This window comes from Pseudochelatococcus sp. B33, assembly GCF_053570585.1.
In genome coordinates this window covers 117,963-143,126 of record NZ_JBSEFH010000011.1, presented here as the reverse complement: position 1 = coordinate 143,126, position 25,164 = coordinate 117,963, and the positions used below count along the sequence as shown (strand labels likewise).

21 protein-coding genes and 2 pseudogenes are annotated in these 25,164 nt (G+C 61.0%); 4 read left to right on the top strand and 19 right to left on the bottom strand.

Going from position 1 to position 25,164, the window contains the following annotated elements; all coding sequences use genetic code 11:
* Positions 1-90 precede the first annotated feature (90 nt).
* The 11 genes and pseudogenes from ACUSIJ_RS13970 to ACUSIJ_RS13920 all read right to left on the bottom strand — a co-directional run bounded on the left by ACUSIJ_RS13970 (position 91) and on the right by ACUSIJ_RS13920 (position 10,214).
* On the bottom strand, positions 91-1,074 hold the full coding sequence (locus tag ACUSIJ_RS13970; RefSeq protein WP_449309011.1) for a Bug family tripartite tricarboxylate transporter substrate binding protein: 984 nt from the start codon (positions 1,072-1,074) through the stop codon (positions 91-93).
* 721 nt (positions 1,075-1,795) lie between these two features.
* Complete coding sequence (locus tag ACUSIJ_RS13965; protein WP_449309010.1) at positions 1,796-2,773, bottom strand: D-2-hydroxyacid dehydrogenase family protein; 978 nt, start codon at positions 2,771-2,773, stop codon at positions 1,796-1,798.
* Between the two features lie 186 nt (positions 2,774-2,959).
* Positions 2,960-3,982, bottom strand: coding sequence for an aldo/keto reductase (locus tag ACUSIJ_RS13960; protein ID WP_449309009.1), 1,023 nt, complete (start codon positions 3,980-3,982; stop codon positions 2,960-2,962).
* A gap of 236 nt (positions 3,983-4,218) precedes the next feature.
* Entirely contained in the window at positions 4,219-5,016 is a 798-nt protein-coding gene (locus ACUSIJ_RS13955) for an HpcH/HpaI aldolase/citrate lyase family protein (RefSeq protein ID WP_449309008.1), read from the bottom strand.
* Between the two features lie 38 nt (positions 5,017-5,054).
* Complete coding sequence (locus tag ACUSIJ_RS13950) at positions 5,055-5,900, bottom strand: FAS1-like dehydratase domain-containing protein (protein ID WP_449309007.1); 846 nt, start codon at positions 5,898-5,900, stop codon at positions 5,055-5,057.
* Entirely contained in the window at positions 5,900-7,027 is a 1,128-nt protein-coding gene (locus ACUSIJ_RS13945) for a CaiB/BaiF CoA transferase family protein (protein WP_449309006.1), read from the bottom strand. The genes ACUSIJ_RS13950 and ACUSIJ_RS13945 overlap by 1 nt, the downstream gene beginning before the upstream one ends.
* The gene (locus ACUSIJ_RS13940; protein ID WP_449309085.1) at positions 7,027-8,187 is read right to left on the bottom strand and encodes an acyl-CoA dehydrogenase family protein; all 1,161 of its coding nucleotides are present in this window, start codon (positions 8,185-8,187) and stop codon (positions 7,027-7,029) included. Before ACUSIJ_RS13940 ends, ACUSIJ_RS13945 begins: the two co-directional genes overlap by 1 nt.
* Before the next feature lie 66 nt (positions 8,188-8,253).
* Positions 8,254-8,496 (bottom strand): annotated as a pseudogene (locus tag ACUSIJ_RS13935) (aldehyde dehydrogenase family protein); the annotation flags it as partial.
* Between the two features lie 135 nt (positions 8,497-8,631).
* On the bottom strand, positions 8,632-9,570 hold the full coding sequence (locus ACUSIJ_RS13930; RefSeq protein ID WP_449309005.1) for a LysR family transcriptional regulator: 939 nt from the start codon (positions 9,568-9,570) through the stop codon (positions 8,632-8,634).
* A 129-nt stretch (positions 9,571-9,699) separates the two neighbouring features.
* Positions 9,700-9,914, bottom strand: a pseudogene (locus tag ACUSIJ_RS13925) (IS110 family transposase); the annotation flags it as partial.
* 132 nt (positions 9,915-10,046) lie between these two features.
* Positions 10,047-10,214, bottom strand: a complete 168-nt coding sequence (locus tag ACUSIJ_RS13920) for a hypothetical protein (RefSeq protein WP_449309004.1) — start codon at positions 10,212-10,214, stop codon at positions 10,047-10,049.
* Between the two features lie 93 nt (positions 10,215-10,307).
* Here ACUSIJ_RS13920 and ACUSIJ_RS13915 point away from each other — a divergent pair, with 93 nt between their 5' ends.
* Positions 10,308-11,282 carry a Bug family tripartite tricarboxylate transporter substrate binding protein gene (locus tag ACUSIJ_RS13915; protein ID WP_449309003.1) on the top strand — a complete coding sequence of 325 codons (975 nt, stop codon included), beginning with the start codon at positions 10,308-10,310 and terminating at the stop codon, positions 11,280-11,282.
* An 89-nt stretch (positions 11,283-11,371) separates the two neighbouring features.
* Here the strand turns inward: ACUSIJ_RS13915 and ACUSIJ_RS13910 are convergent, their stop codons facing one another.
* From ACUSIJ_RS13910 to ACUSIJ_RS13885, 6 genes are all read right to left on the bottom strand, one after another.
* The gene (locus ACUSIJ_RS13910) at positions 11,372-12,391 is read right to left on the bottom strand and encodes a cyclase family protein (protein WP_449309002.1); all 1,020 of its coding nucleotides are present in this window, start codon (positions 12,389-12,391) and stop codon (positions 11,372-11,374) included.
* Between the two features lie 369 nt (positions 12,392-12,760).
* A complete protein-coding gene (locus ACUSIJ_RS13905) occupies positions 12,761-13,456 on the bottom strand; it encodes a GntR family transcriptional regulator (protein ID WP_449309001.1) in 696 nt (231 codons plus the stop codon).
* Between the two features lie 97 nt (positions 13,457-13,553).
* Positions 13,554-15,056, bottom strand: a complete 1,503-nt coding sequence (locus tag ACUSIJ_RS13900; RefSeq protein ID WP_449309000.1) for a tripartite tricarboxylate transporter permease — start codon at positions 15,054-15,056, stop codon at positions 13,554-13,556.
* The gene (locus ACUSIJ_RS13895; protein WP_449308999.1) at positions 15,056-15,499 is read right to left on the bottom strand and encodes a tripartite tricarboxylate transporter TctB family protein; all 444 of its coding nucleotides are present in this window, start codon (positions 15,497-15,499) and stop codon (positions 15,056-15,058) included. Before ACUSIJ_RS13895 ends, ACUSIJ_RS13900 begins: the two co-directional genes overlap by 1 nt.
* Before the next feature lie 71 nt (positions 15,500-15,570).
* The gene (locus tag ACUSIJ_RS13890) at positions 15,571-15,879 is read right to left on the bottom strand and encodes a DUF4387 domain-containing protein (RefSeq protein WP_449308998.1); all 309 of its coding nucleotides are present in this window, start codon (positions 15,877-15,879) and stop codon (positions 15,571-15,573) included.
* A gap of 9 nt (positions 15,880-15,888) precedes the next feature.
* Positions 15,889-17,280 carry an acyclic terpene utilization AtuA family protein gene (locus ACUSIJ_RS13885; RefSeq protein WP_449308997.1) on the bottom strand — a complete coding sequence of 464 codons (1,392 nt, stop codon included), beginning with the start codon at positions 17,278-17,280 and terminating at the stop codon, positions 15,889-15,891.
* A gap of 695 nt (positions 17,281-17,975) precedes the next feature.
* Between ACUSIJ_RS13885 and ACUSIJ_RS13880 the strand changes: the two genes are divergently transcribed.
* A complete protein-coding gene (locus tag ACUSIJ_RS13880) occupies positions 17,976-19,946 on the top strand; it encodes an ABCB family ABC transporter ATP-binding protein/permease (protein WP_449308996.1) in 1,971 nt (656 codons plus the stop codon).
* 140 nt (positions 19,947-20,086) lie between these two features.
* Here ACUSIJ_RS13880 and ACUSIJ_RS13875 read toward each other — a convergent pair whose 3' ends face one another.
* Together ACUSIJ_RS13875 and ACUSIJ_RS13870 are read right to left on the bottom strand one after the other, a co-directional pair.
* Positions 20,087-20,923, bottom strand: coding sequence for an SAM-dependent methyltransferase (locus tag ACUSIJ_RS13875; RefSeq protein ID WP_449308995.1), 837 nt, complete (start codon positions 20,921-20,923; stop codon positions 20,087-20,089).
* 26 nt (positions 20,924-20,949) lie between these two features.
* Positions 20,950-22,320: an APC family permease gene (locus ACUSIJ_RS13870; RefSeq protein WP_449308994.1), complete on the bottom strand. Its 1,371-nt coding sequence runs from the start codon at positions 22,318-22,320 to the stop codon at positions 20,950-20,952.
* Positions 22,321-22,770: 450 nt separating this feature from the next.
* Between ACUSIJ_RS13870 and ACUSIJ_RS13865 the strand changes: the two genes are divergently transcribed.
* Together ACUSIJ_RS13865 and ACUSIJ_RS13860 are read left to right on the top strand one after the other, a co-directional pair.
* Positions 22,771-23,490 (top strand): response regulator, encoded by a 720-nt coding sequence (locus ACUSIJ_RS13865; RefSeq protein ID WP_449308993.1) that lies wholly within the window; start codon positions 22,771-22,773, stop codon positions 23,488-23,490.
* Positions 23,487-24,935: an ATP-binding protein gene (locus ACUSIJ_RS13860; RefSeq protein ID WP_449308992.1), complete on the top strand. Its 1,449-nt coding sequence runs from the start codon at positions 23,487-23,489 to the stop codon at positions 24,933-24,935. The genes ACUSIJ_RS13865 and ACUSIJ_RS13860 overlap by 4 nt, the downstream gene beginning before the upstream one ends.
* Positions 24,936-25,164: the final 229 nt, after the last annotated feature.

The following is a 25,164-nucleotide window of genomic DNA, read 5'->3' as shown; positions in this document are numbered from 1 at the left end:
TAGGAGGGGATGGGGCTGCCGGAGGGGAAACCCGCCAGCAAGCGATCATGGCCATATATGCGGCGGAGATCAGGTCAGACTCGGCCTTTGCTATTGAACGGTGAAAATACCGCGATCAATGAGATCCTTCAGCACATTCGTATCGCGCTGGATCAACGCCTTGGCATCCTCCGGCGAGCCGGTCTTGACCATGTTGCCGAACTGGATGAACTTCTCCTTGATGTCGGCCCGGTTGAGGTATGCCACGACCTTTTCGTTGATTTGCTCGACCAGTTCGGGTGGCAGGTCCCGCGGAGCAGACAGCATGTACCAGCCACTGGAGACCGCGTCCGGATAGCCAGCCTCGATCGCGGTCGGTATTTCTGGAAGTTCCGGAAGGCGCGTATCTCCCATTACCACGAGCGGTTTGAGGCTGCCATCGTGGATGCCGGGAAGGAAGCCGCTCGCACCAATTCCGGTCGAAATATCGATTGTGCCCGCCATCAGGTCTGCGATGCGCTCGCCAACGCCGCCATAGGGAACGGCTGTAAGCTTCGTGCCGGTGGCTTCCTGCAGGATTACGGCCGACAGGTGCCCGAGGCCGCCGAAGCTGGAGACACCTACATTGACCTCTCCGGGGTGCTCTTTGGCGTGTTCGACCAACTCTTGCAGGGAATTCGGCGGGAACTTGGCGCTGGCGGTCAGCATGAAGGGAGATTCGGCGATCTGGGCGATGGAGACTAGGTCGCGATCCGGATCGTAAGGCAGGTCCTTGCCGAATTTCACGTTGACCAGCGGAGCCTGCGACGTCACCATCAGCGTATACCCGTCAGGCTTGGCTTTGGCGACAATGTTAGCGCCAATAGCCCCATTCGCGCCGGGCCGAAAGTCGACCACGACCGGCTGCCTGAATGCTTCCTGAAGAGCGACCGCAACCGTACGTGCAACCGGGTCGGCACCACCGCCCGCTGCAAAAGGGACGACGATTGTGATCGCCCGCTCAGGCCACGCTTGTGCCTGCGCGCCAAAACTTGCGAGCGTTCCGACGACGATCGTCGTCAGGGCGGTAAATGTGTTCCCTAGTCTTTTTTTCATTTCATTCGTCCCAGCTTTTTTGGTCCAAATGTTGTGATTGACGACGCGAAAGTAGACTGAAGCCCAGCCATCTACTCGGATCGCGATCTTGCGCTTCAGTTTCCGCCGCTGGCATCTTGGGCGATTTGCGTGACGATCTGAAAGGGGCGTTGAAGGCTCAGATCAACAACCACCAGTAAGGCTCCACCAGGTATCACGTCACGGTAATCTCGTGATTGCCTTCCCCTTTTGTGCCGGCTGCCTCACGGCATTTCGTTCTAACCGACCGGCCATGTCAGCCTCCACGTCTGCACGCCCGTTCCACAATCGTCCCTGACGCGTCAGGGGCCAGTGAAACACCCACCGGTAGCCTTACGAAGACAGGCAAAACACAGACGTTGCCGCACGGACCGTCAGAAGTCGGCTCGTAATCCCAAGCGGGATTGCCGCATAGCTCCTTCGGGAAATTCGACCATCAATCCGTAGCATCTGACAATCAACTAGAGTATAACATTATTCCTTATATGATGCTTGTCAAGTGAATTCGCCAGGTGTTCATCGGGAACTGCAATCGATCTGAAGGAAGCGCCAGAGCAGTTTGACAATGGCTTGCCATTCAACCAGTCCGCGTCAGTCCCCCCACCAGCGTGATCAAGAAATCACGCGAGCGCCACGCTAACTGCCAAGCAGATCAGGCCGGTGGGAACGCCCTTCCCGTTCATCCCCGCTCGCTCAACGCCAATTAATGGTTGGTGCGAGAATCCCGTTCATCGCCAAGCACCCGTATGGGCGATTGCTCCAAGAAGGCAGCGATATCCGCGACGGCGTCCTCGAAGAACACACGATATCCCTCCTCGGTGACATACCCTATATGGGGAGTGAGCAAGGTGTTAGGCGCCTTGGCCAATGGGTGGTCGGCACCGTTCAGCGGCTCGTCATCGAAGACGTCGAGGGCAGCGCCTGCAATCGTGCCTTTCTCGAGAGCATCGACGAGGGCGTCCTGTTGAATGATCGGCCCGCGCGACGTGTTGATGATGATCGCACCGGGCTTCATTGAGGCGAGTTCCTTCTCGCCGATCAACCCCCTCGTCGTCTCGCCCAGCACTATGTGGATAGTGACGATGTCGGATTGACCAAGCAGGTCAGGCAGCGGAATGCACTTTGCCCCCGCGGCGGCCGCTCGCTCATCGGTCAGGTTCGGGCTCCACGCGACGACATCCATGCCGAAGGCCTTGGCATAACCGGCCACCTCTGTTCCCTTCCTGCCAAGGCCTATAATGCCGAGGGTCTTACCCCTGAGGCCGCGGCCGAGCTTCGTCTGCCATCGGCCCTCACGAAGCGCACGATCTTCGGTCGCAATCTGACGCATATGCGCCATAATCAGCGTCCAGGTAAGTTCCGCCGTCGGATATCCCAATCCCCTCGTCCCGCATACCACAATGCCCTGTGACTGAGCGGCCTGCAGATCGATAGCGCTATTTCGGCGTCCGGTCGTCACCAATAACCGCAGCCCCGGAAGACGTCTCAGCAACGATGCCGGAAAAGGGGTCCGCTCGCGCATCGCGACGATGACGTCGAAGTCGCTGAGCCGGGCCACGAGGTCGTCTTCGTCGCGCAAATAATCGTTGAACGCGACAACCTCGCAATCAGACAGCGAATCCCAGTCCGCCAGCCTCAGCGCGACATTCTGATAGTCGTCCAAAATGGCGACTCGGACCATGGTCTGCCCTCCTCTATAAGTACGGACACCCCATCGGGCGATACTTCAATCGCCAGATACTTCCGTATATTCGTCACGCACTACGACCAACGCACAATCTATTTCACAGGCTTCGCTCATCTCACGACGGCAAATGATCAATTTCCTGAATATCGATCCGGCCCAGGTTCTGTTGCGCCATTATATTCAGGAGCGTCGCAGGTTCGGACTTGCATCGAATGGCATGGGACTACAGTCCGTCATCGGCCTTCGGTTCACGGCTCTTGACGTCGACTCCAACCCGACCCCGACGAGATGGCCGAACAACATGTGGATATTCTCGGTGTCTTCGGCCGGTAACGGAGGCCGCGTGATGGAGGTGACGTTGCTGTGAACGTGTTGAGGGTTTCCTGTCCCGAACACCACGACATTCACGCCGGCCTGATGACGAACGAAGCGGTATGCAGCGTCAACAACGGTTTGGGCTCCTCCCTCGTGGATCAGAAAGTCGAGTGGGTTTTCCTTGTGGTCGAGCTCCGCAGGCAATTGCCCCGCGGCACAGAGCTCCCTCACCTTTGCGCGTAGAACCTCGCCATTCGCAAAGATGTTGCGAACGGCATACATTCCCACAGCGCCGGTCTGGTTTGCCTGGAGCCGCGGAAGCAGTTCGTGGCGCGCATTCTGGTGCATCATGTGAAAAGCCAGCAGCATCACCTCGAACTCAGTATGCGCCGTTGCGCGAAGCAGAAGAAAATGATGGGGATCATCGCCTGACTCGGTGAGTCCGATGTGGCGGATCTTGCCGCTCTCCTTGGCTCGAAGCAGAACGGGAAGCACCACTTCCACCAAATGAGCAAAATTCTCCGGCCGCGGTGCATGCGGCTGGTAGACATCGATATAGTCCGTCCTCAGCCTCTTCAAAGAAGCATCGATATTATGTGCGATTTTATCGGCGGAATAGAGCTCGCCTTGCCGATGCACGCGCCCCTTGGTGGCGATGACCAGCGTGCTGCGATCACGGCCGCGGATACCCAGGCCGACGGCTCCCTCGCTCTCATAAGCTTCCGCAGTGTCGATGTAGTTGACGCCAAGATCGAGCGCAACGCGGACAATGTCAGCGGCCTCGGCCTCCGTCTTGCCATGCGACAGGCCGAGACGGCTGAAACCGCCGCACCCAAGCCCGGCAACACTCACGGTGAGGCCAGTTCGTCCGAGCGTTGTGTAGTCCATGGTTTTCCGCTTTCGCAATGCCTTTCATAAACTATACAACATATTATTATAACATGATAGATGCGAGAGGAGCCGATTAAAGGGCATACCAAGGCTGAAAACGATCGGCGTGCAAAGGACTTTTTTGGAGACTGTCATGGACTTGGTGAAGACGCCGGTGTCGGTTCGGCGCGCCACACCTCCGCATCATTCAGGAGACCGGAAATCAATATGAGCTGGGGCAGATCGGCCACGGCTCACCGGGCCTGCACGAGGATGGCGCGGGCGCGGATGCGTACCGGCTCATCCACCATGGCGCCGTCGACCGAGACCGCGCCGTCGCCAGACGCCAGCACCTGCCGCGCCCAGGCGATCTCGGCTTCCGTCGGAGCGAAAGCACGTTTCACTTCGGCGATCTGCTTCGGGTGGATACATAGTTTTCCCGTGAAGCCGAGCGCACGCGCATGGGCAGCATCTTCATGGGTGACAGTGGGATCATCAAGCTGCACCGTCACGCCATCAATGGGCGCGGCGATCCCTGCCAGTCGTGACGCGAGCACCAGCTCCGATCGCGGCGGCAGCAGGACCTCACGCAGGTGGGCGCAACCCAGATCGGCGCAGAAATCGATGGAGCCGAAGGCCAACCTCGCCACACCTTCAGCCGCCGCGATGGTGCACGCATTGGCAAGGCCGCGAGCGCTTTCGACCAGCGCGATGACCGGATGGCCAAGCACCCGCGCCACCGCAGTCACCGCCCCGGCCTCTTCCGCCTTGGGCAGCATCACAGCCGCTACCGGCAGCGGGGTGACCGCCGCCACATCGGCCTCGTGCCACGGCGTGCCGATCGCGTTGATGCGCACGATCACCGGCATATCTGTGAAGTCGCTGGCGAGCGCAGCGCGCGCGGCATCCTTCACCTTGGCGGCGACGGCATCCTCCAGATCAAGGATCACCGCATCCGCTCCCGAGGCGGCCGCCTTGGCGAAGCGCTCGGGGCGGTTGGCGGGAACGAAGAGCGGCGCGCGGATGGACCCCAGATCCACCTTTCTGCCCAAGCCTGCCTTTCTGCCCGGGCCTGCCTTTCTGCCGAAGTCTACCATTCTGCTCTGGCCTCCATCGCCACAGGGCCGCCGACGCGGGCAGTCCACAGTTTCAGCGCAGCCCCGTCTTCCGCTGCATTGATAGTAAAGTCCGCGTTGTCGAACAGTGGTGAAAGACTGCGGAACGAAAAGCGCGCAGGTGCCCTCCCCCGGACTTCGGCGGCAAGATGGAGCAGCAGCGTCGCCTGCATCGGCCCATGAACGACAAGGCCCGGATAGCCCTCGACGCCGCGCGCGTAGGGTGCGTCGTAGTGGATGCGGTGGCCGTTGAAGGTGAGCGCCGAATAGCGGAACAGCAGGGTCGTGGTCGGCATGATGCTGCGACGGTGCGCTCCCTCCGGGGCGGCGGTGGGGGGTGCGGTCGGCACTGAAGCCGGCTTGGCCCCTTCGGCATCACGATAAACGATGTCCTGCCGCTCAGTGAGGGCCGCGCGGCCACCGGCACTGATGCCGTGCTCTACCGTGACGAAGCATAGTTGCCCCGACCTGCCCTCTTTCAACGCCACATCGATAATCCGGGAGGAGCGCGTCACCGTCTCGCCGACGCGGATATCGTCGTAGAAGGTGAAGGCGCCGCCCGCCCACATTCGACGCTGCAACGGCACCGGCGGCAGGAAGCTGCCGCGGGCGGGGTGGCCATCGGGGCCGAGCTCAGCCCCTGGAACCGCAGGCTGACCGAGGCAGAGATGGATCAGCAGCGGCGCCGGATCGCCCGGGTCACTGCTGCCGTCCAGATCCAGCGTGGCGTTGAAGCGGCGGACCAGTTCCGGCGTTACTATATCGGAGACGCTGTCCTCGCGCCCGATCCATTCCCGCAGATGCGCGATATCGACACTCATCAGACTTCCCCCCTGCCGGTCTCTTCCTTTTCCTTATTAAGCGCTGGAACCGCGCCATAACGGCGCTCCTCGCCCACAAAAACCGGCGCCGGCGCGGGATAGGACAGGGGGCCGTTGGGTGTGTCGATTGTGATCCGTCGCAGGTGCGGATGGCGCGACAGACCCTCCATGTCATTGACCGAAGCAAAGGCCACATCCGCCGCCTGAATGGCCGCCAGCGCCTCGTCATTTGTCCGCGCGGCAAAGGCCGCACTCACCACGGCATCGGTTTCCGGACGGTTGTTCACCCGCGCCACGTTGGTGGCGAAGCGCGGGTCGGTTCCCAACGCCTCATCCCCGAGGAAGAGCTTCGCCAGATTGCGCCACTCGCGGTCGCTCTGCACCGAGATCAGGATCTGCTTGCCGTCGCTGGTCGAAAACACCCCATAGGGCGCGATCGAGGGATGCCCGAGACCGATCCGCTTCGGCGACCGGCCGCCTTCGTGGTTGAGAAGCGGCACGGTCAGCCAGTCGGCCATCACGTCGAACATCGAGACATCGATATGGACGCCCTTGCCGGTGATGCTGCGCCGTATCAGCGCCTCGAGGATCGCTGAATAGGCGGTGGCGCCGGTGGCGATGTCGGCGATCGAGATACCCACCCGCGCCGGGCTCTCCGGCCCGCCGGTGACCGAGCACAGCCCCGATTCCGCCTGGATCAGCAGGTCGTAGGCCTTGCGCGACGCCATCGGCCCGCCTTCGCCATAGCCCGAGATAGAGAGCTTAATCAGTCGCGGATAGTCCCGTGATAGCCGCTCGCGATCGAAGTCGAGCCTGTCGAGCGCACCGGGTTTCAGATTCTGGACGAGCACGTCGGCGCCGGCCAGCAATTCGGCGAGCCGGGCCTTGCCCGCGGATTTCGTCAGATCGAGCGTGACCGATTCCTTGCCCCGGTTCAGCCAGACGAAATAGCTCGACAGGCCAGACGCGACATCGTCGTAGCCGCGCGCGAAGTCCCCCTCCGGCCGCTCGATCTTGATGACCCGCGCCCCCGCATCCGCCAGACGCGAGGACGTGAAGGGCGCTGCCACCGCCTGCTCGATGGCGACGACAGTGATACCCTCAAGCGGCAGTTTTATCCCTGTCATCAGAACGACCTCGGCAGGCCGAGCACGTGCTCGGCCACATAGGACAGGATGAGGTTCGTCGAGATCGGCGCCACCTGATAAAGCCGCGTCTCGCGGAACTTGCGCTCGACGTCGTATTCGCACGCGAAGCCGAAACCGCCGTGAAACTGGAGGCAAGCGTTGGCCGCCTCCCAGGACGCCTTGGCGGCAAGATACTTCGCCATGTTGGCCTGCGTGCCGCAGGGTTGATGCGCGTCATAGAGCCGGCAGGCCTCGAAGCGCATCAGGTTCGCCGCCTCCACCTCGATAAAGGCTTCCGCGATGGGGAACTGCACGCCCTGGTTCTGGCCGATGGGACGGCCGAAGACGACGCGCTCCTTGACGTATTCGGACACTTTATCGATGAACCAGTAGCCGTCGCCGATGCATTCCGCCGCGATCAGCGTGCGCTCGGCGTTGAGGCCGGTGAGGATGTACCTGAACCCCTGCCCCTCCTTGCCGATCAGATTCTCGGCGGGGATTTCCAGGTTGTCGAAGAACAGCTCGTTGGTTTCGTGGTTCACCATGTTGGGGATGGGGCGCACTTCCATCCCCTTCTTCACGGCCTGCTTGATGTCGACGATGAAGATCGACAGCCCTTCCGACTTTTTCTTCACCTCGGCCAGCGGCGTGGTGCGCGCCAGCAGGATCATCAGGTCCGAGTGCTGTACGCGGCTGATCCAGACCTTCTGGCCGTTGATGACGTAGCGGTCGCCCTTGCGCACGGCGGTCGTCTTGATCCTGGTCGTGTCGGTCCCGGTCGTGGGTTCGGTCACGCCCATGGATTGCAGGCGCAGCTCGCCAGAGGCGATCTTCGGCAGGTAGCGCCGGCGCTGCTCCTCGGAACCGTGGCGCACCAGCGTGTTCATGTTGTACATCTGCCCATGGCAAGCGCCCGAGTTGCCGCCCGCGCGGTTGATCTCCTCCATGATCACGGATGCCTCTGTGAGCCCGAGCCCCGAGCCGCCGTATGCCTCCGGGATAAGCGCTGCCAGCCAGCCAGCCTTGGTGAGCGCGTCGACGAATTCCTCCGGATAGGCCCGGGCCTCGTCGATCTTGCGGTGGTACTCCGCCGGAAACTGCGCGCAGAGGTCGCGCACGGCCTCGCGAATGTCCTGATACTGGTCTGACACGGCTTGTATCGCCTCCCCCAAAATTTCACCGCAGGACGAAGAGGTTCGAACCTCCTCGGCCAGGTTCAGCCCGATGCCGCTCTTCTTGTAATCCCCGAAAGGCGCCAGAAAACTCATCGCCCGATAGGTATTCACCCAGACCGTGCCTGCCTTCAGCGCGTCGGCCATACGGATCGCGCGGCGCGCGTTCTGCGTCCACACGCCCGCGGCGAGCCCGTAGATCGTGTCATTGGCGATGCGGATCGCATCCTCATCGTCCTCGAAGGGAATGATCGACAGCACCGGGCCGAACACCCCCTCGCGCGCGATGCGCATGTCGTTGGTGACGTTGCCTCGGCCCCTCGAGCCTGTTTATTGGCATCATTTCCTCCAAGCACAGCAGCGAGGAAAAGTCGTAGCGCGCTAGAGGAAAATCAAAAAATGCTATTTTGCTCTTCTAGCTATAGCGGGATTCTATATCTTCTTTTTGGCATCGAGAATTTGTCCACCCCAGATGCCGGCATTCACCAGTTCGGTCGCAATCTCGATGAAGCTATCGCCGACATAGCGTGCGGCGGGGCTGACGGGCCTGTCCGCCGAGTAGCAAACAACCAGCTTGCGTTCGGGTGTCGGGTCTGTGAGCGGCGCGGCGGACAGTCTGCCTTCGCGCATGAGGCGGTGGATCGGCGCCAACGGCAGAATCGTGGCTCCGAAGCCGGCACAAGTGAGATCCGTCATTGCTGCGAACGAATCCGCCTCCACCACATGGGTATAGGTAATCCCCGCCTGTCTGGCGCATTCGTCGAAGATCACGCGCAGGCCGTGGCGGGGGCTGGGCAGGACCAATTGCTCGTCGGCCAGCTTCGCAAACTGAACTGGCTTGTCCAACGACAGCCCCGGACGAGCGCTCACGAGATAGAGCTGCTCCATCATCACGGGTGTCACCCGCAGTGATTTCGTCGGAGGAGGGTCGTAGGAGACGACGATGTCGAGCTCCCCCCTTTTCAGCCATTCGGGAAGGTAGCCGCTGAAGGCCGAGGAGAAACGGATGTTCAGGTTGGGATGGGCCTCGCGGATGCGCTGCATCAACGGCACAGTGACGATATCGGCGACCGTGGGCGTGGTGCCGATCCGGACGATGCCGCGGAAGGACGTCCTCCCCTCCTCAACAGAACGGCGCATGGCTTCGAGCTCGGCCAGCACCCTGACCGCGTGGTCCAGCACGTCTTTTCCCATCTCCGTAATCGCCATGCCGCGTCCATGACGCTCGAACAGGGGAACGCCGAGTTCCTGTTCCAGAAGCCGGATCTGGCGGCTCAGCGCGGGCTGAACAATATTCAGCCGATCCGCCGCCTTGCTGAGGCTGCCAAGCTCCGCGACATGGACCAGCGTTACAAGCTGAGAGACATCCATAACCGCCTCCTCCCTATCCCGGCATTGGTCCTTGAATCATTGCCTGATTCATCATTTTTAAGCATATCTCATGGCACGAGATATCGAAAAAGAAAATGGCAAAGCATGACCCCAGAGTATCCGTTATGATCAAGGGTGTTTTGGTGTCCAGTTTCTTTCGACCTTCAGGAGAGCGTTTGCGAGTGCGACGAGCTTCGCATGATGGCGGTGATGGCCTGTTTTGAGGCTTTTCCGGCAGCGATGAGTCGGTTGTACTTTTCCTTGAGGTCGGGATTGAAGCGGGATGCGACCAGCGCGGGCCTATTGAGGGCGCATCTGACATAGGCGCGTCTGCCCTGGAGGAAGTCCTCCATTGTCCGGACTGGTGGACCTTCGCTGCCTGTCAGACCTTGCGATCCAGCGTCGCAAATTCATCGCGTCGCTTCTTCCACGCGGCAAGCAGCGGCTCCAATATCTCGCTAAACTCCGGCACGTCCTCAATGAGTACCGGTCCCGGCTGCCTGCACACCGTAGGCTTGCTGACCAATGGTCGTGATATCGGCATTGCTAGTCATGGACGAGCCCGACGCTGCATCGATGCCATACGCGCGTTCGTCCGATTTTAAGTTGGCTGTCTCCTTAATTGCGAACAGCACCAGATGCATTCACCCCTTGAGTGATCCCTAAAGTGTTGACACTATGGGCATCCAGCGTATGGTTCTTCAATTGAATACCGTCGCTCAACATGGGAGGGTTCGATGACGTTGTTGAAAATTGTCGCTGCGGCAGGAGTGGTTGCAACGCTTGTTGCCAATGGGTCTGCGCTTGCGCAGGAATATCCCTCACGACCGATAACATTCGTTGTGCCTTTCGCGCCTGGTGGCGGGAACGACACTCTTGCGCGCGTGGTAACTGCCCAAGCTGCCAAGGAGTTGAATGGTGTTTTTGTCGTGGAGAATCGGCCTGGCGCAGGCGGAGGCGTAGCAGCACAGCTTGTCGGCGAGGCCTCGGCGGACGGTTATATGGTCCTGCAAGGAAACGTCGCCCATGCCATCAATATGTCGTTCTATAAGAACCCCGGATATGACTTTGTTAAAGATTTCACGCCGGTCACGCTGATGGCCACCACGGCGCTGCTGATCTGCGTCAACCCCAAGGTGCAGGCCAGCACGCTCCAGGAATTGATCGACCTCGCCAAAGCAAACCCTGGCAGGCTCACCTATGGCTCCTCGGGGATCGGTGGATCCAGCCATCTGGCGGTAGAACTGTTCAAGACGAAAGCCGGCGTCGATATCCTTCACATTCCCTATCAGGGAGCTGCGCCCTCTATCACTGATATGATTGCAGGCCGGCTGGATATTGCCCTGCCCACGCCCAGCAATGCGAAACCGCTGATGGATGCAGGTCAGATGCGCTGTCTGGCGAGCACCGGCGCTAAACGGTCCGCTTCCATGCCGGATATGCCGACTGTCGCGGAGGCGGCCAATATCCCGGACTATGAAGCCGCGCCTTGGTACGGCGTCGTTACCAAGGCCGGCACACCGGTCGAGGTCATAGAAAAGCTCGCTGACGCGTTCAAAAAGGCGCTCGCCGATCCTTCAGTGCAGGCAATGCTCAACCAGCAGGGCTTTGAGATCGCGAGCAACTCGCCGGCCGAATTCGGGGAATACATTGAATCCGAGGTCGCCAAATGGGGCGAAGTGGTCAAGACGTCGGGAGCGACGGCGGACTAAATACTTCTGGCGGTCCCGGGGAATTCCGGGATCGCCCTATCCATCCTACTTAGAAGAAGGCCGCAGCTTGTGCCACGGCCTCTATTGATTCAGACTGTTGCAACCGGAGTGACCGGAGCGCCAGCGGCGCCGGGCAATCGAAGAGGCGGGGCAGTCAACAGGAAACGACTGCGGTTGTTCTGCCGCAGCCATGCAGCGAGTTCCGTCAGGTACCACAACTCTCCAAGATGGATGCCAAGCTTGAACAGACAGTGCCTATGCAGGGGCAGGCCAGTACCGATGTGGCAGGCATGCGGGTTCTTCCCCAACGTGGATGAACGCTCAACCGCCAAATTGTCGGCCGCGATAGCTGATAGACCGGTCTCGGTAATCCAGTCCAACAGCCTTTGGTCCGATCCCTCGATAACAGCGCAGGACGTGCGCACCGACGGATCGGGATCGCCTTCCGATTGCATAATAAGATCTGCCAGGCCGGTGTGGAAACACACGATGTCCCCCTCCTCGACGGCAACGTTGTCAGCCTTGAGAATGTCGGACAGAATGTCGAAATCGACATTCACTCGTTTGTCGCCGAGATGGTGCCTGAGGTCAATCAGGACCCCTCTGCCCTGCACGCAAGTCTCGGCCATCTCCGTGATGGAAACCGCCGCAGCGCCAATATCGCCCTGAGTGCCCTTGCCATGCTCATCGGTGATCCTGAATCCGTTGTAAAACAGGGGTTCAGGCTCGCCGTCGCCATCCGCGTCAAACATCGCGCCCTTATGTGCAAAGCCATCCCAGTGCGTCGAATACTGATTGTAGAGCAGCACGGCATCGTCCGAGTGCACATCAGTGGAATGTTCGTCGACCTTGCTCATCTGCATGTTGAAGGCGACATGCCCATCACGGACGATCGGCACGAGTTCAGGCGCCTTACGTCGTGGGTTGAGGATCATCCCCCCAGGTCGATCAAGAGGCAGGCTGAGACAGAAGCTGCGGCCTTCCCGAACCTCCGCCAACGCCAGACGCCGCCGTTCCTCCGTTATCAAGTTCATGCGGCCGTGTTGATCGTCGTCTCCAAAGTCCCCCCAGTTGGAACCCTCGGGCCGATTAATCCATCGTTTGCCCATGCATTTCCTCTCCTTCACTTATGGTTGCTCGCGGCCTCTGCACGACATTTCAAGCCGTAAAGAAATGGCCCCGCGGCCCGGCGCGAACCTGGAAGTAGACTGGCTCAACGAATCATAAGTGTCAACACTTTGATTGGCGGATCTCGACTGAATCTCGGCAATCAATGTTTCCCGGAGGAGAACTCAGGATATCGGAAATGCGGGGTGCGAGATGGAGGCAGGCGTACAAGCAATCTTGTGACGTTCCTTATGCCTCTCCACTCGCACGTGGATCACCTTATGAGGCATGATGATCAAGGCTCAGGATCTGCCAATGTGAACGAGATGACGCTTGGAACGACAATGATGCCAGGATCGAACACCTAACCTCTATATTCCGGTATCGGCTTGCTTCGATCTTTGAATATGAGTGCGCATTAGCGACTCGGCCAGATTCTCGTCCCTAGTCTTCATGGCTCTGGCGATCTGCCAATGCTCTATATGTGCCATACCGTCTCGTCCTGGCTCTGCTTTTGCTGTCCATCTATAGAGACGAACAAGCTCATAAACTTCATTCGTCAGCAGATCCTGGATTCTTCTGTTGCCGCAGTTTTCAACGATCAGCAGATGAAAATTGAAACGGAAGTCTGTCGTATAGAAACGGGCCAGACTCTGGGCATCGTGGACATGCTCGACCTGCGCCACGAACGCCTCCATCTGCTCATCGGTCATGATACGTGTCGCCAGCCGGCAGGCCATGCCCTCCAGGCATTCGCGTAACTCAAAAATCTCGCGAATCTGATTCGAGCCGAGCGGAACAATTCGAGCCCGTTGATAGGCTTCTCTAACAATGAGTTTACGCCCCTCCAGATGGCGAATCGCTTCTCGGATCGGGCCTCGGCTCATATCGAAACGCTTAGCCAGATCGACCTCGTTAACGATGCCGCCGGGCATAAGCTCGCCGGACCGAATAAGTTCTATGATCCGGTCAAGTGCGGCATGCGCAAGAGTGCCGCCGCTGTTTTCAGAGACGGAAGGTCTTTTCTTCCGACTGCCGCTATCGTCCGTCATTGCAATGGTGCTCATCGTCATCATGGCACCTTGAACGGGATTTTTCGCTTTTTGTCCAGAGCGGCGTCATCCAAATGCCTGATATCGAATGACGCAGCATTCCATCCGCTCGCTATTCCGACAAGACCGCCTCTTCCTTTTTCCTGCGGATCGCGGGCACAGCCATGGCCAGCAGCACCAGCAAGGTGACGCCCAGGAAACCGGCACTGATCGGGCTGGTCAGGAAAGTAGTGGGGTCGCCGCGCGAAAACAGCATGGCTCGGCGCAGGTTTTCCTCCATCAGAGGTCCTAGAATGAAGCCGAGGACGAAAGGGGCAGGTGGGCAATCGAGTTTCATGAAGATATAACCGGCGATGCCGAAAATCGCCGCAAGTCCCAAATCCGTAGTACTGAAACCGATCGAATAAAGCCCAATGCAGGAGAACATCAGGATCGCCGGGCAAAGCCACCGATAAGGAACTTTCAGCATCTTTACCCAGAGACCGACGAGCGGAAGATTGAGGACCACCAGCATCAGGTTGCCGATCCACATGCTGGCGATCAAACCCCAGAACAGTGTCGGGCGCTGTTGCATGACTTGTGGTCCCGGGCTGATACCCTGGATCATCAATGCGCCCAACATCAACGCCATTGTGGAACTGCCAGGTATGCCGAGCGTCAACGTCGGGATGAAGGCCGTCTGCGCGGCGGCATTATTGGCCGATTCCGGCGATGCCACACCTTCGATGGCACCCTTTCCGAAGCGGGAGGGGTCCTTCGCAATCTTCTTCTCGAACATATAGGCGGCGAAGGAACTTATAGTCTGGCCTGCCCCCGGCAGCACGCCGAAAAAGGAGCCGATTGCACTGCCGCGTAAAATCGGCTTCCACGTCTCCGCAAGGTCCCGTAATCCGAATCTGATTTTGTCGACCGGCGCGGCCGTCTGGTTTTCGTCCTCCGGAGTCTCGAGCGTCTTGACGATCTCCGAGAACGCGAAAAGCCCCATGGCAACGACAGCGAAATCGATTCCGTCGACGAGTCCGGTCAGCCCGAAAGTATAGCGCGACACTCCTGAATTCACGTCGTTTCCTGCAAGCCCCACGATCACGCCGAGCAACGACATCGCAATTCCAATCAGAAGTGATCCATGGCCCAGTATCGTTGAGAAGACCATGGCCATGACCATCATGGCGAAATAGTCGGCCGGTCCAAACTCCAGCGCAATACTGGTCAAAGGTCCCGCGAAAGCGGCAATCAGCGTCGTACCAATCGTCCCTGCTACAAACGAACCGATGGCAGCCACAGCCAAAGCCCGGCCGGCTTGTCCCTGACGCGCCATCTGGTAGCCATCAATGCATGTCACCGCGGCTGATGATTCGCCCGGCAGATTGATGAGGATTGCCGTCGTTGAACCGCCATAGGCCGCACCGTAATAGATGCCGGCCAGCATGATGAGCGCGCCCTCCGGTGGCAGTCCAAACGTCAGCGGCAGAAGCACGGCGATCGTGACAAGCGGGCCGACCCCTGGAAGGACCCCGATGAAAGTGCCGAGAAGAACGCCCAAAAAGCAGTAAAGCAAATTTGCCGGCGAAAGCGCGACGCCAAAGCCCAGCATGAGATTGGAGACTATATCCATCACCAAGGCCTTAGCTTCAGCGGAAGGTTCAGCCCAAACACGAAAATGCCTATGGCGATCGCGGTCAGCACCACAAAGATCACAGTCAGCTCAACGATCCCCCTGCCGCGTATCGCGATGCGACTAACGGCGACCAGGGCCGCCATCGCCACAACAAGCCCAAAGCGGTCGATAAGCAAGCCGAACGCCAAAATCGCAGCGACTATAATCGCGAGAGGACGGACATGAAATTCCGTTACAGGCTGGGCCGCATCGGGGTTGAGCATAGCTTTGGCCGCGATTGCCACGCCAAGCAGGGCGACGGCGCTGCTCAGCATGACCGGGAAATATCCAGGCCCCATTGAGGTGGCTGTCCCAAGCCGATACTGCATGCCCATAAACAATGCTCCAAGCCCTAAAGCTAGAAACATCAGGCCGCTCAGAAGTTCTTTCGTCAGTTTCACAGGCACCTCCCGAAGCCAGGATGGTCACAACGGACCATCGTTCCAACTGCGAAAAGCCGATGTTCGGCTGATCAGGGGACTTCGATGTCGATGAGCGGCGCGTATTGCTGACCGCCATGACCGTCGGTGTCCGTTATATCGCCTTGGAACTGGGCACGCGGTATGGATGCCTTGAACGCCAATGCAGCCGGGACCTCGAAGAATTTCACATCGTCGACCGGAAGATGGTAGATGTCCGCGATAGACTCGGCCGACAACATTTTGCTTTTGCGGACTCGCTCGAACGTCGCCAGATCGTCAAACATGATATCGAATGTCAGTTCGAACGGTCCTGCATTCTTGCTGCGAATGAGGAGAGCCAATTCACCAAGCTTTGCCATGATCCATCCTCAGCCTGCGTTCACATACTCGATGGGAAACATTTCGTACGGATCGTCCGGTGCAACCACATGATTCACGTTGAAGCGATAGACCTCGCCGCGCTCGACATAAGCGGGACTGTAAGTACACGCCACGCCGGTGATGAAGCCGCCCCATTCAGGAACAGGTAGATGTAAAGCCTGATGGCGCGCGATGGAGACAATGCCTGTCGCCGCCTCCTGCGTTGCCGCAGTGACCTCCATAACGATACAGATTTCGTGCGACGTAATGGTCTGGACGGGCTCTAGTGCACCCATAACCCCGTTTTTGCCGTATATTCTAACATTGAAGATATGTTCGCCCGCTGCCGGATCTTTGGCATACATTTCACGGGCACGCGAAGCGACCTTCTCCTTCAGACGTTCGGCCCAAGAGTCGATCTGCCTGATAATATACGGGTCGCGGATGCCGCCGATGACGATACTTTGATAGCCAGCCCGTTCGGCACCTTCCAACTTTACCGTATAAACCTTGGCCGGCTCGAACTTGCTGCCGCGGACGCGGACCCGTCTATCATCCAGCGCCTCGTAGGCCGCATCCGTCAGATCAAGCGTTCCGCTTGACTCGACCAGCCGGTAAGGATCCGCATTCTCATAAAGGCTATGAGCGGCGACGCTTTGTGGGCTGCATCGAAGTCCAGGATCGAGCGGCTCTATATCGAAATGATCGTCGCGCAAGGTGGCGAACATGCAATCGGGCGATGGCCTGGCCACGGCAGCGGCCGCACCGCATTCGAGTATCTTGGCAGCATGCCAAGCCAACCCCGGAGCTATGTCCATCTTGATTGGGATACCAGCAAAGATTGCACAGTCGCTGGACCGCCCAGCGATGACCACTTCCGCGCCGTTGTTTATGGCGCGAAGATAAGGCTCTGCACCCATCATGCCGACGATACGCTCCGATCTGTCGATGACCGCTTCGTCGAAATGCGGCGCCGGCTTGAGCGGCGTAATACGGCCCTCGCCAAGCCTTCGCTTCAGATACTCCTTGTCCTGCTCGGAACTGATTAGCGCCAAGGAAAACTTCAGAACCTCCTCCCGCGCGATTTCGAGAGCGATCTCCTTGAATTTGGCCAGATGCGGCGCCCCGCCGGCCGTACCGGCCGATCCGATGAGAAGCGGGATGCCAGCGCGTTTAGCAGCCTTGATCATAAGCGCCAAGTCGCGCTTGATTGCTCGGGATGGAAAAGCCATGCTGCCGGATCCAAGAGAGAACGGACCAGGGTCGGTCGAACCTGCGTCGCAGCCTATAAAATGCGGCTTCTTGGCAATTCCGGCTTCAAGCGAACTTTCCTTGAATCCTGATCCGCAAACGCCCGTGGCTGAAAGCACTCTGACTTCAGCGGCTTCTTTCGGCATCATCAATTCTACCTCGCATCATTCTATTCTGAGGAGATCAATCTGGTCGGCCGCACGTCAACCCACTGTGCATAAAGAACCACGAATCTGTCAACACATTATTCGGACTGCGGCCGATCTACTTCTAATTTTGCGATTCGGAAACTCTATCACCCCTCATTTATTCTGATTTACGCGCCGTACGCCACAACATCTCTTGCTTCAAAAACCATACAATCCCCATAGTGTCAACACTTTTCACTCTCCGCAGTCGGTAGTGCCAACTCTCTTTTGACAATCGAGTTGCATCCATGCTGATTTTTGAATCCAGGCTTTAATGGTGTGGTGGATGCGCTATGGCTTGGCTCAACAAATACGGATGCGAGGTTCCGCAGCCGTGTTCCCGGTAGCATGCCTGTCGCTTGCGCCCGGAGCGGCCGCAGGATTCGAGGTCCCCGCCATGGCGCTCGTGCCGATACCCCATGGCATGCCACCGGCGCTCGGCCGATGATCGGGCACGGGCGCGGCACACCCATCGATGGAGATCGCCCGGTCATCGCGCCGATCGTCCATAAAAATCAGCATCGACGATCCATAATTTCATCAAAAGTGAATGGGAAATATCCTACAGCGCGACTTGATGGGGCGTTGCGATTCGGAAAAGGCGTATCTTGCGCTGTCCGCATGTTGGCCGATTCGCTGGGGTGGGAACGATAACAATGTCTGATCGACACATCGGTGCCGGGGGCGATCCCCGCCCGGAGGACGCGCGTGCCGAAAGCGATTCCGCCACGCCGCAAGCCAAGCCAGCCGCGAGCGGACGTGGCTTCCGGCAGACGCTGCGCGGTCTTTGGCCCTATCTGTGGCCGCACGACCGCGCCGACCTGCGGCGCCGCGTCTATTTCGGTTTCCTGTTGTTGCTCGCGGCGAAGATCATCACCGTCGCCATGCCTTACGGCTTCAAGTGGTCGGTCGACGCGCTGACCGGGGAGGCCCGGGGCAGCGAGGCGGCGACGCTCGTCGCCGGCGCGGTGTTTCTCACGGTCCTGTACGGCGGCATGCGCATCGCCATGGCGCTGCTGACGCAGTGGCGGGACGGGTTGTTCGCCTCGGTCGCGATGAACGCCGTGCGCCGGCTGGCGCTGGAAACCTTCCGGCATATGCACGCCCTGTCGCTGCGTTTCCATCTGGAACGCAAGACGGGCGGGCTGACGCGCGTGCTCGAACGCGGGCGGGAGGGCATCGAGGAACTGGTGCGCATGTTCGTCCTCAACCTGCTGCCGACGATCCTCGAATTTCTGCTCGTCCTCGGCGTGTTGTGGTGGCAGTTCGACTGGCGGTTCGCCGCGGTCGTGTTCGTCATGGTGGCGGCCTACCTCGCCTTCACCTACCGCGTGACGGAGTGGCGGATCGACATCCGCCGGCGGATGAATGAATCGGACAACGACGCCAACACCAAGGCGATCGATTCCCTGCTCAATTACGAGACGGTGAAGTATTTCGGCGCGGAGCGGCGCGAGGCCGAGCGGTACGACGCCTCGCTCGCGCGCTACGAGGGCGCCAGTGTCGATACCTATGTCTCGCTCGCCTATCTGAACGGCGGGCAGGCGGTGATCTTCTCCCTCGGCCTCGTGGCCGTGATGGTCATGGCCATCTATGACGTGCGCGCCGGCACCGCCTCGGTCGGCGGTTTCGTCATGGTCAACGCCATGCTCATGCAGCTCTATTTTCCGCTGAATTTCATGGGCATGCTGTATCGCGAGATCCGGCAGGCGCTGATCGACATCGGCGAGATGTTCGCCATTCTCGCGCGCGATCCCGAGGTGAGGGACAGGCCCGGCGCTCTGCCGCTCGTGGCGAAGGCCGGCGAACTGCGTTTCGAGGACGTGCGCTTCGCCTATACGCCCGAACGCCCCATCCTGCGCGGCGTGAGCTTCACCGTGCCTGCCGGCCGCACCGTTGCGGTGGTCGGCCCCTCGGGGGCGGGCAAGTCGACGCTGTCGCGGCTCATCTTCCGCTTCTACGAACCGCAGGCCGGGCGGATTCTCATCGACGGACAGGACATTGCCGACGTGCAGCAGGAAAGCCTGCGCGATGCCATCGGCATGGTGCCGCAGGATACGGTGCTGTTCAACGACACCATCGAATACAACATCCGCTACGGGCGGCCCGATGCGTCGCAGGCCGAAGTCGCGGAGGCGGCCCGGTTCGCGCAGATCGACGACTTCATCCGCTCCCTGCCGCAGGGCTATGACACGCAGGTGGGCGAGCGCGGCCTCAAGCTCTCGGGCGGCGAGAAGCAGCGGGTGGCCATCGCCCGCACCATCCTGAAGTCGCCCCGTATCCTGGTGCTCGACGAGGCGACGTCCGCGCTCGACAGCTTCACCGAGCGCGAGATCCAGCGGGCGCTCGACAAGGTCTCGGAGGGACGGACGACGCTGGTGATCGCCCACCGCCTGTCCACGATCGTCAATGCCGACGAGATTCTCGTCTTCGACCGGGGCGGGATCGCGGAGCGGGGAACCCATGCGCAGTTGCTGGCGCGAGGAGGCCTCTATGCCGCCCTGTGGGACCGCCAGCGCCAGGTGGATGCCGCCCGCGAGACGCTCGCCCGCGATGCCGACGCGGTCTCGCCGTCGCCGGTCGGGCGCGAGGGAGGCGAATACGAGGAGCTGACCGAGCCTGTCTAGAGCAACGGACATTCAGACAGAATCGTGCCGCCGCTCTATCGATCTGTTTACGCATCAAGCCGAAAAGCGCACACTTTCCGGCTTGATGCTATAGAGCAGCCTTCCGATCAAACGGGATCATTTGATCGATCGGAATTCACTCACTCGCCCACACGCGAGGCGCTCCATTCCCCGCCGCCTTCAATGGTCCCACTGATGTTGCCGTCGTCGTTGACCTGCCCGGAATAGCGGCTGCCGCCGGCGGTGAAGACGATCGAGCGCCCGTCCATGCGCGCGTCGGTGATCGGGGTCGCCTGCCCGTTCTGCGTGAGCGCGCCGCTCAGCATCTGGTAGGTCTGGGTCAGCGACAGCTCGCCGTCCCCGAGGCGCCAGTTGCCCTGCACCTTGGCCGGAATGATCCAGAGATGGGCGGTGCAATAGTTGACGCAATCGCTGCTCGCCTCGACGCTCTCGTCGGGTTCCCAGTCCCCCATGTCGAACGAGTTGGACACGACGCGCGTGCCGGGTTCCATGTCGAGCAGCAGGGGCCGGAGCTTGACGTTGAGGCTCGGCAGCAGGAACAGGGTGATCACAGTCGCCTCCGAAAAGTCGGATTCGAAGATGTCGCCCTGCACGAAGGTGGCGCGCTCGCTCACGCCCGCCGCCTCGGCGTTGCGCTGCGACAGCGCCACCAGGCCGGCATCGTATTCGATGCCCCGGGCACGCGCGCCGAGCCTGGCTGCCGTGATGACGGTGCGGCCGTCGCCGGAACCGAGGTCGATGACATAGTCGTCCGGCGTGACCTTGGCGATTTCGAGCATGCGGTCGACGAGCCCCTGCGCGGTCGGAAGCCAGATGACATCCTTGCCGGCCTGGCCGACGGAGGGGGTCGCGGCGTCCGCGGGCGGGCTGGAAGGCGCCGTCGTCTGCGCCAGCGGGCCTGTTGCGGTGAGCGCGGATATGGCGCAGGCGATGGCAAGTTTGCGAAGATTGAACATGGCCTTTCTCCAGGTTGAAATCACGGTCAGTCGGGCAACCTGACGGTCGCCGGCAAAGAGCGGCGGGGGACATCGGCGGTCGCCTCGGTCCGGCGGAAGAACAGCAACGGCACGCCGGAGGCAAGAACCGCGAGGCCGATCAGCGCCGAGACGCCTGTGTAGGCGACGCTGGCGTGCAGCATGTAGGCGCAGGTGGCGCAGAACAGCACCGGCGTCAGCGGATAGAGCGGCACCCTGTAGGGCAGGCTGCGGTCCGGTTCGCGCAGCCGCAGGATGATGAGTCCGAGGCCGACCAGCAGCATGAACATCCAGAACACGGGCGCCGTGTAGTCCACCATCGCCTGGAAACCGTCGCGCGTTGCCGCGCCCAGTGCGACGAGGGCGAGCGCGACGATGCCCTGCGCGATGAGCCCGTTCGCGGGGTTGCGGCCGCGCTCGTCCCACTCTCCGAGCTTCGGCAGCAGGGTGAGGTCGCGGGCCATGGCGAAATAGACGCGGGCACCGGTGAAGATCGTCGCGTTCAGCGTGGAAACGGCGGCCGCCAGCACGGCGAGGCTGACGATGAGCGCGCCGGAAGGTCCTGCGACCCGCTGCATCATGTCGGCGGCGACGGCTTGCGACGCGCGCAGGCCGTCGAGCCCCAGGATGGAGAGGAGCGCGACGTTGATCAGCACGTAGAGCGTGGTCAGGATGGCTGAACTCAGGATCAGGACCTTCGCGATGTTGCGCGGCGCATCCTTGAGTTCGCCGGTGAGATAGGCCGCCTCGTTCCAGCCGCCATAGGTGAGCAGCACGAATATCATGGCCATGCCGAACGCGGCGGTGCCGGCCGGCGGCGTTTCGATCACCGGTTCCGCCGTTCCCGAGCCGAAGAGGCCGAAGGCGATGATGGCCAGGATCGCGCCGACCTCCAGAAAGGTGATGGCGACCTGGAGCGTCTTGCTCTGGAAAGTGCCGACGACGTTCACGCCGGTGAAGACGATGATCGCCAGCGCGGCATAGAGAGCAGGCCCGTATGGTCCCAGAGGCAGGATCTGCGCGGCATAGTCGCCGAGCACGAAGGCAACGCCCGCGATGGCGCCGGTCTGGATCACCGATCCCCGCGCCCAGCCGAAAAGAACGGCCGCGGGCTTGCCGTAGATCCGGGACAGGAAGTGATACTCCCCGCCCGCGTGGGGATAGGCCGCGGACAGCTCCGCATAGCAGAGCGCGCCTATCAGCGTGACGATGCCACCGATGACCCATATGCCGATGAAGGCGAGCTCACTGTCGACATTGGCAGCAACCAGCGAAGGCGTTCTGAAGATGCCGATGCCGACGACAAGGCCGACGATGATCACCACGGCATCGAAGGATGACAGAGACCCTGGAGAAACAGACCGGTTTTCCGCCGACATACGAGACTCGCCTCCGCTCGTTGGGCCTGGAGCATTCCTCCTTTTCGTCGAAAAGGAGGAATGCTCTATCTCTTTGTTTTTACGCAATTCCAGCAAAACCGGTCCCCGGTTTTGCTGGAATTGCCTTAGAAGCCGTTGGGGACCATGGACAGAGCCCGGACGCTGGCGACGTTGCCCGCTGCCGCGTCGCATCGCTCGCCGATACAACCGGTATCGGCCATGCAATGTTCCTTGCGTCGGACGGCCGGCCTCGTCCGGGTCCTGTCCATGGTCCCTGACAGCCTCAGGAATGCGGCGATCATGAAGAGCACCTGTCGCGCAGGTCTGTCAGGAATGCCCCCGGGCGTTGCAAGATTTCGCAAAAGGCGGCTGCTGACACATTTTGATACAATTTTGTTATAGGGTCCGGGCCGGGTGTTCTCTTATCTTCCGGATATGAGCCATGCTGCCATGAATCCGATGCCGCACATTGTCGTCGTTGATGACCACCGCGATATCCGCGATCTCGTGGGGCAATATCTGGCGCAGCATGGCTATCGCATCAGCAAGGCCGAAAGCGGCAGCGCCCTGCGGCGGCTGCTCGAGAAAATCGCCCCGGATCTCATCGTGCTCGATGTGATGATGCCGGGCGAGGACGGCTTTTCGATCTGCCGCCAGTTGCGCGGCGACGGCAGCATCCCGATTATCCTGCTGACCGCCATGGCCGACGACACCGACCGGATCGTGGGCCTCGAGCTCGGCGCCGACGATTACCTGACCAAGCCGTTCAACCCGCGTGAGCTGCTGGCGCGGATCAAGGCGGTGCTCCGCCGCGTCCAGAGCCTGCCCCCGCAGCGCGCCAGCCTCAAGGCACGCACGGTGGCGTTCGACCGCTGGGTGCTGTATACCGGCCGCCGGGAACTCGTCGCCGATGACGGGGTCGCCGTGCCGCTGTCGACAGCCGAGTTCCGGCTTCTTTCTGCGTTCATCGATCACGTCGGGCTGGTGCTCAGCCGAGACCAGCTTCTGGATCTGACGGTCGGGCGCAGCGCCGACTCGTTCGACCGCAGCATCGACAACCAGGTCAGCCGGCTGCGGAAGAAGATCGAGGCGGATCCGCGCAATCCCATGCTCATCAAGACCCATTGGGGCGGCGGCTACAGTTTCACCGCCAGGGTGGTGACGTCATGATCCGGCTGTGGGGACGGAGTCTCGCGGCGCAGTTCATCTGCGTGATATTGCTCGCGCTCGCGGTTTCCCAGAGCATCGGCGTGCTGGTCTCCTGGGAGGAGCGCGGCCAGGCGCTGCGGGCGGCGGCGAAGAGCGAGTTCCTGAGCCGCGCGGCCTCGATCGCCAAACTCATCGACATCACGCCGCCCGAACTCGCGGTCGACATATTGCGCGCGAGCGACACGGCCAACACCCGCTTCTGGCTGTCGGAGGACGGGCACGTGGATGCCGAGGCGTGGCAGGAACTCGCCAAGGCCCAGCTGGAAGCGCCGCTGCCGGGCCTGTCCAAGTTCGCCGGGCAGCATTCCCCCCTCTCCGCCCCGGTCGCGAAGGTGCCCAAGATCTATGCCGTCGAGGCGCTGACGCAACCGGCCCCGCTTGCCGTCGAGCCTCCCTGGACGAGCCTGCCGCCCTATGCGTGGCCGCTGTCGCGGCCGGCCAAGTTCCTCTCGCTCGACGACATGAACGGCATGGGCCTTGCCGTGCAGCTCGACAGCGGCGCGTGGCTCAACACCGTGTTCTCCAAGCCGATAGCAAACGACATCTGGACACGGCAGTCCGCCATCTCGTTCGCCATCACCGCCCTCGTCCTCTCGGCCATCGGCATTTCCGTGGCGCGCTGGATCGCGCGGCCGATGCGACAGCTTGCCGTCGCAGCCGAGGCGCTCGGACGCGGCGAGGCCGTGCCACCGCTTCCCGAGCGCGGGCCGGACGACATCCGGCAGATGACGGCGGCGTTCAACCTCATGCAGGCACGGCTCCAGCGCTTCGTCGAGGATCGTACACGGATGCTGGCGGCGATCGGTCACGACCTGCGCACGCCCATCACCTCGCTGCGGCTTCGGGCCGAATTCGTGTCCGATCCCGAGTTGCAGGAGCGGATGTTCGCGACGCTCGACGAGATGCAGACGATGACCGAGGCGACCCTTGCGTTCGCCCGCGAGGACGTGACGCTCGAACCGACCCGCACCGTGGACCTCAGCGCTCTGGTCAGCAGCCTGTGCGACGACCTGACCGATATCGGCCTCGACGTGACATTTTCCGCAAGCGAGCGAATCCTCTGCCGGTGCCGGCCGGATGCGCTGCGCCGTGCCGTCCGGAATCTGGTGGAAAACGCCGTTCAGTACGGCGAGCGGGCCCGCGTCTCGCTCGAAAAGCGAAAGCAGGGCGTCTTCATCCTCGTCGAGGACGACGGGCCGGGCATACCGGACGAAGCGCGCGAACAGGTCTTCGTTCCGTTCTTCCGCCTCGAGCATTCGCGCAACCGCGAGACCGGCGGCGTCGGGCTCGGCCTCTCCATCGCCCGGGCGATCGCCAGGCATCACGGCGGCGACATCGCCTTCGCGCACAAGCCGCAGGGTTTTCAGGCTTCCCTCCGGCTGCCGCTGTGCGAACCGGCATCATAGGCTTCTGCCTCTCTGCCCCTGACGCGCCATTACGCGGCGTGCCCGACAAAACCTCGCGGATCGGCGGCCTGTCCCACGCCTCGACACATGGTATGGTGGTGGCGCGTAGAAACCGAGCGCAGACCATTGATCGTGTCCTGTGCCCCGCGGCAGACGGCGCGGATCGCGCGACCCTCGTCGTTCACGGCGGCCTCGGGCCCTCGAGGTCACTGTTTCGTTGCGCTGAGGC

Excerpts from the sequence above, each read along its gene's own strand:
- ACUSIJ_RS13900 (WP_449309000.1), bottom strand. The coding sequence starts at position 15,056 with ATGGATATAGTCTCCAATCTCATGCTGGGCTTTGGCGTCGCGCTTTCG.
- ACUSIJ_RS13880 (WP_449308996.1), top strand. The coding sequence starts at position 17,976 with ATGTCTGATCGACACATCGGTGCCGGGGGCGATCCCCGCCCGGAGGAC.
- ACUSIJ_RS13885 (WP_449308997.1), bottom strand. The coding sequence starts at position 17,280 with ATGATGCCGAAAGAAGCCGCTGAAGTCAGAGTGCTTTCAGCCACGGGC.
- ACUSIJ_RS13905 (WP_449309001.1), bottom strand. The coding sequence starts at position 13,456 with ATGAGCACCATTGCAATGACGGACGATAGCGGCAGTCGGAAGAAAAGA.
- ACUSIJ_RS13970 (WP_449309011.1), bottom strand. The coding sequence starts at position 1,074 with ATGAAAAAAAGACTAGGGAACACATTTACCGCCCTGACGACGATCGTC.
- ACUSIJ_RS13910 (WP_449309002.1), bottom strand. The coding sequence starts at position 12,391 with ATGGGCAAACGATGGATTAATCGGCCCGAGGGTTCCAACTGGGGGGAC.
- ACUSIJ_RS13875 (WP_449308995.1), bottom strand. The coding sequence starts at position 20,923 with ATGTTCAATCTTCGCAAACTTGCCATCGCCTGCGCCATATCCGCGCTC.
- ACUSIJ_RS13860 (WP_449308992.1), top strand. The coding sequence starts at position 23,487 with ATGATCCGGCTGTGGGGACGGAGTCTCGCGGCGCAGTTCATCTGCGTG.
- ACUSIJ_RS13865 (WP_449308993.1), top strand. The coding sequence starts at position 22,771 with ATGAATCCGATGCCGCACATTGTCGTCGTTGATGACCACCGCGATATC.
- ACUSIJ_RS13890 (WP_449308998.1), bottom strand. The coding sequence starts at position 15,879 with ATGGCAAAGCTTGGTGAATTGGCTCTCCTCATTCGCAGCAAGAATGCA.
- ACUSIJ_RS13870 (WP_449308994.1), bottom strand. The coding sequence starts at position 22,320 with ATGTCGGCGGAAAACCGGTCTGTTTCTCCAGGGTCTCTGTCATCCTTC.
- ACUSIJ_RS13945 (WP_449309006.1), bottom strand. The coding sequence starts at position 7,027 with ATGACAGGGATAAAACTGCCGCTTGAGGGTATCACTGTCGTCGCCATC.
- ACUSIJ_RS13915 (WP_449309003.1), top strand. The coding sequence starts at position 10,308 with ATGACGTTGTTGAAAATTGTCGCTGCGGCAGGAGTGGTTGCAACGCTT.
- ACUSIJ_RS13950 (WP_449309007.1), bottom strand. The coding sequence starts at position 5,900 with ATGAGTGTCGATATCGCGCATCTGCGGGAATGGATCGGGCGCGAGGAC.
- ACUSIJ_RS13930 (WP_449309005.1), bottom strand. The coding sequence starts at position 9,570 with ATGGATGTCTCTCAGCTTGTAACGCTGGTCCATGTCGCGGAGCTTGGC.
- ACUSIJ_RS13960 (WP_449309009.1), bottom strand. The coding sequence starts at position 3,982 with ATGGACTACACAACGCTCGGACGAACTGGCCTCACCGTGAGTGTTGCC.
- ACUSIJ_RS13920 (WP_449309004.1), bottom strand. The coding sequence starts at position 10,214 with ATGCATCTGGTGCTGTTCGCAATTAAGGAGACAGCCAACTTAAAATCG.
- ACUSIJ_RS13965 (WP_449309010.1), bottom strand. The coding sequence starts at position 2,773 with ATGGTCCGAGTCGCCATTTTGGACGACTATCAGAATGTCGCGCTGAGG.